Origin of the sequence: Candidatus Proelusimicrobium excrementi, from assembly GCF_937881865.1 — a bacterium.
Taxonomy (GTDB): Bacteria; Elusimicrobiota; Elusimicrobia; order Elusimicrobiales; family Elusimicrobiaceae; genus Proelusimicrobium; species Proelusimicrobium excrementi.
The window spans coordinates 1-8,321 of the sequence record NZ_CALGEO010000110.1 but is presented as its reverse complement, the minus strand read 5'-3'; the positions used below and the strand labels follow the sequence as shown (position 1 = coordinate 8,321).

The window sequence follows — 8,321 nt, the reverse complement described above, 5'->3', positions numbered from 1 at the left end:
GGGCGTGGATGCCCTGGCCACCAGCGTGACTGCTGCTGCCATCGGCATCCTGATCGTGATGCTCATCATGATCATCCGCTACCGCATGGCCGGCATCGTGGCTGACTGGGCGCTGGTGATCTACATCATCCTGCTGTTCCTGTTCCTGGCTGTGGTGCCCGGCGTGCAGCTCACCCTGCCCGGCATCGCGGGTATCATTTTGTCCTTGGCGATGGCCGTTGACGCAAACGTTCTTATTTTGGAACGTATGAGGGAAGAAAAAGACAAAGGCCAGCCTTTGCCCATAATCATTAAAGAAGGTTATGACAAAGCTTGGAGCGCGATTTTTGACTCCAACCTTACCACCTGGATCGCTTCGTTGCTGTTGTTCCAATTCGGCACCGGCCCGGTCAAAGGCTTTGCTTTAACGCTTACCTTGGGTTTATTCGTGGGCGTGTTTACTTCAGTATTCGTAACAAGGGCCATTTATGAGCTTTTGCTTACGGCTAACCCGAAGGAGATTAGTATATGAGTTATTTTAAGATGCTTCCCAAAACAAATATAGACTTCATCGGAATCAGAAAAATATTTTTTATCATTTCCGGCATTTTGATGATAGCCTGTCTTCTTTCCGTTATTTTTAAAGGAATGAATTACGGTATTGACTTTACCGGCGGCACCGTGGTAAAAGTTCAGTTTGAAAACAATATCGACATTAAAGATATCCGCTCGGCCTTGGGCAAAGCGAATATCACCGCCGATATCCAAACTTTTATCGGGCGCAATTCTTTCGCCATTAAAGTAAAAGGCAGCCAAGACAGCGTCAATGAAGTCGCTCACAGCATTGAAGGCGCGTTGAAAAATACAAACGTCGCTTTCAATGTTGAACAGACCGACTTTGTCGGCCCCACTGTGGGCAGCTTCTTGGCGAAGAAAGCCATTATGGCTTTTGTGCTCGCTTTGGCGGCAATGGTGGTTTATATCGGTTTCCGCTTCCAAAACATAATTTGGGGCGCAATGGCCGTAGTGGCATTGTTCCATGACGTGTTTTTGACGATAGGCGTATTTTCAATCATGCAGCTGGAGGTGGACTTGGTAATCGTCGCCGCTTTGCTGACGATAGCCGGTTTCTCCGTCAACGATACTATCGTAATATTTGACAGAGTCAGGGAAAATATCGCTCTGCATCCCAAATGGGGCATTAAAGAGCTTTTGAACGTCAGCGTCAACGAAACTCTTTCCAGAACGATTATAACCTCCCTTACCGTAATCGTGGCCACCGCCATACTTTACTTTATGGGCGGGGAAGTTTTAAACAACTTCTCTTTCGCGATTTTAATCGGTTTGATATCCGGCACTTATTCCACCATGGTTTTGGTGCCCGGATTGGTCTATCAGTGGACTAAAGGCGGTAATTACAGCGTAGGCGCACCCGCCGACGCTCCCGCCGCCGCGGCTCAGGAAAGCAAACCCGAAGCCAAAAAGAAATCTTCTTACAAAAGGAAACCCAGAAAAAGCAGTGCAAAGTAACCGATGAGGAAGATTAAGAAGTTTAAAGTCGCAGTACATTTGAAGGAGATACTCCGCCGCATAAGGCTGGCCAATATTGACTCGTCCGCGGCGGGGTTTCCCCTTGAAAGCGACCTGGCCGTTTTTATAGCCTCGCTTCATCAGGCTTTAAGGCCGGGCGTCGTTTATGAATTTATTGAAGGGCAGTGCCTTGAGCTTTCTTCCGCCGGAATTAAGCATGAGGACAGATTTTCCGTCTGCGCCGTAACATTGGGGCGGGAAATAGAAGAAGCCGCCGCCGTGCTTACCAATATGCACGCCGCGGCGATAGCCAATATAGTAATTTACGATTTTTTGCGTACGGCAATAACTTTTATAGCGGATTTAATTAAAGAGGACGCCGCCAAAGAAGATTTTGAAGTTGAAGGATACGAACTTTTGTCCTCGCCCGTATTTGCATACGGCCCTTTGCCGAGATTTTTGAGGGAAGCGCCCAAAGCCGATCCGGAAATAGCCAAAGCCGCTTTGCCCGCTCTTTTTGAGAGGCTGAACGCGGCTAAAATAAACGTTAAATTTGAAAACGGCCAGGTATGGCCGAAAGCCACGGTCGTTTTTATAATGCCGTGGCGCAAGAAAAAAGGTAAAAAATAAATGCCAAAAAACAGATTAAGCGCGTCAAGCAAAATAAAATATTCGCTGGTAGCCAATTTTATCTCTTTCTATATTCGTTTTTGCGGCATATTTACCAAATATATAAAAGGCGGCGACGCAAACGCCGTCGAAATCGATAAACGCCAGCGCGTAATTTACGCGTTTTGGCACAATCAACAAACTTTCCTTTTATATCCTTACAGAAAACAGGGCAAAATTTGCGTATTGGTCAGTATGAGCAAAGACGGGGAATATATAGCCAGAGCATTGACTAAATTTAAAATGAAGGCCATGCGCGGTTCAACCACAAGGGGCGGTTATTCCGCTTTAAGAGGGCTTATGGACATATCCCAAGCCGGATATAACCCGGCGATAACGCCCGACGGCCCCAGGGGCCCCGTGTACAACGCCCATGCCGGTATCATTTATTTGGCCCAAAAAACGCATTTGCCCATTATCCCGGCGGGTGTTGCCAGCAGTCATAAATTTTCGATAAATTCTTGGGATAAATTCCAGGTGCCTTTGCCTTTCGGCAAATGCGCTGTAATTTACGGGCCGCCTTTATGGGTCGGCGAAGACGACGACATCGAACAATGCCGCCGCAAACTTACGGAATATTTAAACGAAGCCACGGCAAAAGCCGTAGAGGCGGTATCCTAATGGGCTATTTTATTTTGTTTCTTCTTAATCTTTTTGCTCCTTTTGCGGCATTGGGCGTGGTTGTTTTCTTTTTCTTCTCGCCCAGGCGCAATTTGCTGAAAAATTTAAAATATGAACTTTCCCAGCGTTTCGTGCTGAGCCCTTTCGGGCAAAGGCCGGCCAAATCTTTATGGATACACGCCGCCAGCGTGGGGGAAGTCCGCTCCGTGATAAAGCTTGCCGGGCTTTTAAAAGAATATTACGGCTGCCGCATAGTTTTAACCACTTCCACCGCCGCCGGAAGGAATACGGCTTTAAAGGAGCCCGTCTTTGACAAAGCGCTTTTAATGCCGGTGGACTGCTATCCTCTGGTAAAAAGATTTATAAAATTCTACCGCCCGGCTTATTTATATATAGTTGAGGCAGACTTATGGCCCAATATGATAGCGGCATCCGCTGCCTGCGGAATAAAAATCGCCGTCGTAAACGGCAGGCTCTCGGCCCGCAGCGCGAAGCGTTATAAATTGCTTTCTCCTTTGGTTAAGCTGCTTATGGGCAAAATCACTTTCATCTGCGCGCAGACGGAAGAAATCCGCCAAAGGTATATATCGCTCGGCGCGTCGGAAGATAAAGTTTACGCTTGCGGCAATATAAAATACGATTTGCTTAACGAATATCCTTCCAGAGAGGGGGAAGTTTCCTCACTTTTCAAAGCGATAGGCTGGCAGGACGCTTTTATAACCGTCTGCGGCAGCACTCACGAGGAGGAAGAAGCCGTTATTATTAAAGCCGCCCGCAGAGATAAGGATATAAAATTTGTAATAGCTCCCAGGCATTTGGAGCGTAAAAAGCAAATTTTGCGCAATTTGGCCGAATCGGGCGTTAAATATGTTTCTTTGAGTTCGTATAAAAAAGAAAAGGATTTTGAAGGCTGCCGTATTCTGCTTGCCGACGCAATGGGCTGGCTGGGCGCGTTTTATAAAAAAGCTTCGGTTTGCTTTGTCGGCGGGAGCATAAGCAAATGCGGCGGACACAACTTTTTGGAAGCGGCGGTATTTTCAAAGCCGGTATTATTCGGTAAATATTATTATAATACGCCGGACGTGGCCGAAGCTCTTTTAAACTGCGGCGGCGGTGTTTTGGTTAATGAGGAAAATTTCGCTTCCAAAACGGAAGATTTGTTTAATGATAAAGCCCTTTTGGCCGAATGTGGAAAAGCGGCGGGGCGATGTTCTTTATCTTTTAAAGGAGCTACCGACAGAACCTTAAAGGTAGTGGAAAAATATGGAAAATAAAAACAATAAAGTGCTGGTTATGCGATTATCATCTTTGGGCGATATAGTTTTGCTTTCGCCGGTGTTTAAAAACATAAAAGATAAATGGCCGGGGTGTAAGATAACCCTTTTGGTCAAAGAACAGTTCGCCCAAGCTTTGGCCGGGCACCCGGATATTGACGAAATAATGGTTTTCAAAGGCTTTATCCCGACGCTGAAAGAAATCCGCGCGGCTCATTTTACCCATCTGCTGGATTTGCATGCAACCTTAAGAACCATGCTGCTTTCTTTGTTCTCCGGCGTACCCAACAGGCAGCGTTATAACAAAAACTCCATGGCCAGAAGGCTGTACGTCAAGTTTAAAATGCCTAGCCCCGCTTTGGAAAAGCACACTCTTGAAAAATATCTTGAAGCTTTAAAACCTTGGGATATCCCGATAAAATATAAAACGCCTGATTTAAACGATTGGAAGTTTCAGGCCGTGGACCTCTCCAAAAAAGAAGTGCAGAATATATGTATCTTCCAAACCTCTTTCCTGGGCGATTCCGTTTTGACGACGCCGCTTATCCAAAAGACGGCCAAGCTTTTCCCTCAGGCCAAGATTTTTGTCGTTACGCGTCCGTCCAACGTTGAAATATTCCAGAACTTAAAAGAAGTTCATAAAGTTATCGTGGACAATAAAAAAGGCTGGGGCAAGATATTCGGCGTATTTAAAACGGCCAAAGCAATAAAATCCTGCAATATCGACGTAATTTTAGTGCCGCACAGAAGCTTTAGGAGCGCGCTTACTGCCAAACTCAGCGGAGTAAAAGTCCGCATAGGTTTTACCAACAGCGAAGGCCGCTTCCTGTTTACCAAAACGGTTCCTTTTACTTGGATGATACACGACGCCGAACGCAACTTGTATCTTTTGCAGGGCATAGTTAACGAGAATTTCAAATCCGCCAACCTAAATATGCAGGGCGCGGGGGAAAATGCGGAAGAAAGCGTCAGCCAAATGCTTAAGGAGGCCGGCGCGGAAGGCAAAACGCTTATAGGCGTTCACCCCGGTTCCGTCTGGCCGACAAAATGCTGGCCGCTTGAAAATTACGCAAAACTTATCGGCAGAATGGAAAAAGAATTGGGCGTAGTATCCGTAATCGTAGGCGGCAAAACGGATTTGGACTTAAGCGAACAAGTATGCCGTCTTTCCCAGGCTCATCCTATAAACTTTGCCACCAAAACGACTTTGACGGAACTTATGGCCCTTATGAAGCATTTTAAGCTTTTCATAACCAATGATTCCGGCCCCATGCACATAGCCACCGCTTTCGGCGTACCGACTTTGGCTATCTTCGGCCCCACCACAAAAGAACTCGGCTTTTTCCCTTACGGGGAAGGCAATAAAGTTGTGGAGGTAAAAGGCCTTCCTTGCCGCCCTTGCGCTTTACACGGCGGCAAAAAATGTCCTTTGGGTCATTTTAAATGTATGCGCGACATCACCGTTGACGAAGTCTTTGACTCCGCCAAAGAGATGCTGAACGTCCATAACGGCTGATTTTTATGAAGAAATTTCTTACTTTTCTTTTTATAGCTTTTTTTGCGGCCCCGGTTTTCTCCAAATCCGCGGAATATACTTTGGAGGATATCTCCGACGGTTTGGCCGCTAAGGAATTTACGGCTTATTTACAGCCCGTATATTCCGTTTACGAAGGCAAAATAACGGAAGCCGAAGTCCTTTCCAGGTGGAATAAAGGCGGGAAAATAATTCCTCCCGGGGCATATATTCCCGTACTTGAAAAATCCGAGCTTATAAAAGATTTCGATCTTTATATGCTGGCCTTGGCCTGTTCTTACGTCAAACAGATAGAGAAAAGCTCCGGCATGGCCGTACCTTTGGCGGTAAATTTTTCCCGCTATACTTTATCTCAGCCGGGCATAGTTGAAGAAATGTCAGATATAAGCGAGGCTTTCGGCGTTGACCGCTCTCTTATTGGTATAGAAATAACCGAAAGTTTTGATTTAACTTCCCGCAAAGAGGCCGCCGCCGCACTTGCCGCGCTTAAGAAAAAAGGCTTTGTAACTTATATAGACGACTACGGCGCTGGCTACACCAAGCTGAGCGATTTAAAACTTTTTGCTCCGGATATACTTAAGCTGGATAAAAGTTTTCTGCCTAAAGATGAACGTCTTGCCGAAGTTTCCGCGGAATCAATATGCAAAATAACCAAGCGCGCGCACAAAGCGGGGATGATTGTTATATGCGAAGGCGTTGAAACCGAAAACCAGCTTGATTTGCTTAAAAAATGCGGGGTGGATTGGGTTCAAGGCTATTTGAAGAGCAAGCCTCTTCCCCTGAAAGATTTTATAAACAAACTAAAAACTGACAACAAGAGGTAATTATGAAAGGTATTCGCAGTGTAATTTTTGTAGTGATATTCTTTATTTTGGCCGGTCTTATCGGATATGGTTTGGAGAAGCTTGTCGTAGCGATACTTCCCTCTGACGCCGTCGGCACTTTGGTAAGAGTTTTTGATATCGGCGTACACGCTTTATCGTTTAACTTTAACGTGTGCGGCATAATCGGTTTGATACTTTCCTATTTAATCGTAAGCTATTTGATGAAGAAATAATATGCGTCTTATATTGGCTTCGGCTTCCCCTCGCCGCAAAGATATTTTAACAAGGCTCGGCTATAAATTCGACGTCATTTCCTCCGACATTAAAGAGAATACTTTAAAGAAGCGTCCTCACGCAAAAGTAATGGACATAGCTTTGAAAAAGGCGTTCAGCGTCGCGGCTTTATATCCGGGCGCAGTGGTAATCGGCGGCGATACGATAGTTTATTGCAAGGGGGAAGTACTTGGCAAGCCTAAGGATAAGAAAGACGCTTTAAGGCTTTTAAATAAGGAAAACGGCAGCTGGCAAAGCGTTTACAGCGGTTTGGCGATAGTTTGCAAAGATAAAAATAAAATCCTTACCGGCTATGACGTTACCAAATGCAAAGCCAGAAAGCTTGATAAATCCACGCTGGAAGAGCTTTCCGGCAAACATCTTGATAAGGCCGGCGCTTACGCCATGCAGGATAAAGACGATATGTTTATTGAACGTTTTGAAGGCTCCGCCGATAATGTCGTCGGCTTTCCTTCGGAGCTTTTCCTTGAAATGATAAAGGAGTTTGAAAATGATTAAAACAGATATTCTTATTATAGGCGCGGGCCCGGCGGCTTGCGGTGCGGCGGTTTATACTTTAAGGGCCGGTTTAAAGACGGTTATGCTGGGGGGGAGTTCCCTCGGCGGACAGCTTTTGCAAACCAATGATATCGAAAACTACCCCGGCTTTATAGACCCTGTTTCCGGCTTTGACATTATGGATAAAATGCACAAACAGTGCAAACGCTTGGGCGCGGAGATATTGGGCGAAACCGTCCTGCGCTTGGATGCGTCTTCCAATCCTTTCAAAATATATACGGAATGCGGCAAAGAGTATGAGGCCTTAAGCGTGATAATCGCAACAGGCGCGGCGGCCCGCTGGCTTGGCGTTAAAGGCGAGGGTGAATATAAAGGCAAGGGTGTTTCCGCCTGCGCCACGTGCGACGGATTTTTCTTCAGGGGTAAAGAAGTATGCGTAATCGGCGGCGGCAATACTGCTTTTGAAGACGCCTTATTTCTGACCAATTTTTGCTCTAAGGTCTATTTGGTCCACAGACGCGAGGGTTTCCGCGCGGATAAACTTACCGTGGATAAAGCCAAAAGCAATCCTAAGATAGAAATGCTTATTCCTTACGTGGTTGATGAGGTTAAAGGGGAAAACGGCTCGGTAACCTCTTTGGTTTTAAAGCACGTAATTGATAACTCTTTAAAGGAAATAAAAACAAGCGGCGTTTTTGTAGCCGTGGGCTCAATCCCGCAGACTCTGTTTTTAAAGGGCAGCGGCGTTGAAACTGCCGCCGGCGGACATGTCATAATAAACGAGCATATGTCCACCAATGTACAGGGAGTTTTTGCCGCGGGCGACTGCGCCGACGAGTTTTACAGACAGGCGATTATAGCCGCCGGAAGCGGGGCTAAGGCGGCGATAGAAGCTATAAACTATGTAAACTTAGTTAAATAGTACTGCTTTTATTCGTGTAAAGTTGCATTCTCTATGCTAGCAATTTTCCATATTTAGGCAAATTTAAGTTTTTTCCTCGCTTGGATACTGCGCGCCCTTTGGGCGCATCATGCTTAGTATACCGCGCTTAGAATAAAACTTAAATTTGCCTCAAATCTAAAAAATCTCGCGGGTTG

At 45.9% G+C, this 8,321-nt stretch carries 10 protein-coding genes; all 10 read left to right on the top strand.

Annotated features, from left to right (window positions below; all coding sequences use genetic code 11):
* Nucleotides 1–511 (top strand): preprotein translocase subunit SecD (locus ACQY26_RS04975; protein ID WP_428048036.1); only part of this gene is annotated, 511 nt, incomplete at its 5' end.
* Nucleotides 508–1,509 (top strand): protein translocase subunit SecF, encoded by a 1,002-nt coding sequence (secF, locus tag ACQY26_RS04970; RefSeq protein ID WP_428048035.1) that lies wholly within the window; start codon nt 508–510, stop codon nt 1,507–1,509. The genes ACQY26_RS04975 and secF, both read left to right, overlap by 4 nt.
* 3 nt (nt 1,510–1,512) lie before the next feature.
* Nucleotides 1,513–2,139: a hypothetical protein gene (locus ACQY26_RS04965; RefSeq protein WP_428048034.1), complete on the top strand. Its 627-nt coding sequence runs from the start codon at nt 1,513–1,515 to the stop codon at nt 2,137–2,139.
* A complete protein-coding gene (locus ACQY26_RS04960; protein WP_428048033.1) occupies nt 2,140–2,799 on the top strand; it encodes a lysophospholipid acyltransferase family protein in 660 nt (219 codons plus the stop codon).
* Complete coding sequence (locus ACQY26_RS04955) at nt 2,799–4,073, top strand: 3-deoxy-D-manno-octulosonic acid transferase (protein WP_428048032.1); 1,275 nt, start codon at nt 2,799–2,801, stop codon at nt 4,071–4,073. The genes ACQY26_RS04960 and ACQY26_RS04955 overlap by 1 nt, the downstream gene beginning before the upstream one ends.
* Entirely contained in the window at nt 4,063–5,589 is a 1,527-nt protein-coding gene (locus ACQY26_RS04950) for a glycosyltransferase family 9 protein (RefSeq protein WP_428048031.1), read from the top strand. Before ACQY26_RS04955 ends, ACQY26_RS04950 begins: the two co-directional genes overlap by 11 nt.
* A 5-nt stretch (nt 5,590–5,594) precedes the next feature.
* Nucleotides 5,595–6,431 (top strand): EAL domain-containing protein, encoded by an 837-nt coding sequence (locus tag ACQY26_RS04945; RefSeq protein WP_428048030.1) that lies wholly within the window; start codon nt 5,595–5,597, stop codon nt 6,429–6,431.
* Nucleotides 6,432–6,433: 2 nt separating this feature from the next.
* Nucleotides 6,434–6,664: a hypothetical protein gene (locus ACQY26_RS04940; RefSeq protein WP_428048029.1), complete on the top strand. Its 231-nt coding sequence runs from the start codon at nt 6,434–6,436 to the stop codon at nt 6,662–6,664.
* 1 nt (nt 6,665) lies between these two features.
* A complete protein-coding gene (locus tag ACQY26_RS04935; protein ID WP_428048028.1) occupies nt 6,666–7,223 on the top strand; it encodes a Maf family protein in 558 nt (185 codons plus the stop codon).
* A complete protein-coding gene (trxB, locus tag ACQY26_RS04930; RefSeq protein WP_428048027.1) occupies nt 7,216–8,145 on the top strand; it encodes a thioredoxin-disulfide reductase in 930 nt (309 codons plus the stop codon). The genes ACQY26_RS04935 and trxB overlap by 8 nt, the downstream gene beginning before the upstream one ends.
* Nucleotides 8,146–8,321: the final 176 nt, after the last annotated feature.

Excerpts from the sequence above, each read along its gene's own strand:
- secF (WP_428048035.1), top strand. The coding sequence starts at position 508 with ATGAGTTATTTTAAGATGCTTCCCAAAACAAATATAGACTTCATCGGA.
- ACQY26_RS04965 (WP_428048034.1), top strand. The coding sequence starts at position 1,513 with ATGAGGAAGATTAAGAAGTTTAAAGTCGCAGTACATTTGAAGGAGATA.
- ACQY26_RS04960 (WP_428048033.1), top strand. The coding sequence starts at position 2,140 with ATGCCAAAAAACAGATTAAGCGCGTCAAGCAAAATAAAATATTCGCTG.
- ACQY26_RS04955 (WP_428048032.1), top strand. The coding sequence starts at position 2,799 with ATGGGCTATTTTATTTTGTTTCTTCTTAATCTTTTTGCTCCTTTTGCG.
- ACQY26_RS04950 (WP_428048031.1), top strand. The coding sequence starts at position 4,063 with ATGGAAAATAAAAACAATAAAGTGCTGGTTATGCGATTATCATCTTTG.
- ACQY26_RS04945 (WP_428048030.1), top strand. The coding sequence starts at position 5,595 with ATGAAGAAATTTCTTACTTTTCTTTTTATAGCTTTTTTTGCGGCCCCG.
- ACQY26_RS04940 (WP_428048029.1), top strand. The coding sequence starts at position 6,434 with ATGAAAGGTATTCGCAGTGTAATTTTTGTAGTGATATTCTTTATTTTG.
- ACQY26_RS04935 (WP_428048028.1), top strand. The coding sequence starts at position 6,666 with ATGCGTCTTATATTGGCTTCGGCTTCCCCTCGCCGCAAAGATATTTTA.
- trxB (WP_428048027.1), top strand. The coding sequence starts at position 7,216 with ATGATTAAAACAGATATTCTTATTATAGGCGCGGGCCCGGCGGCTTGC.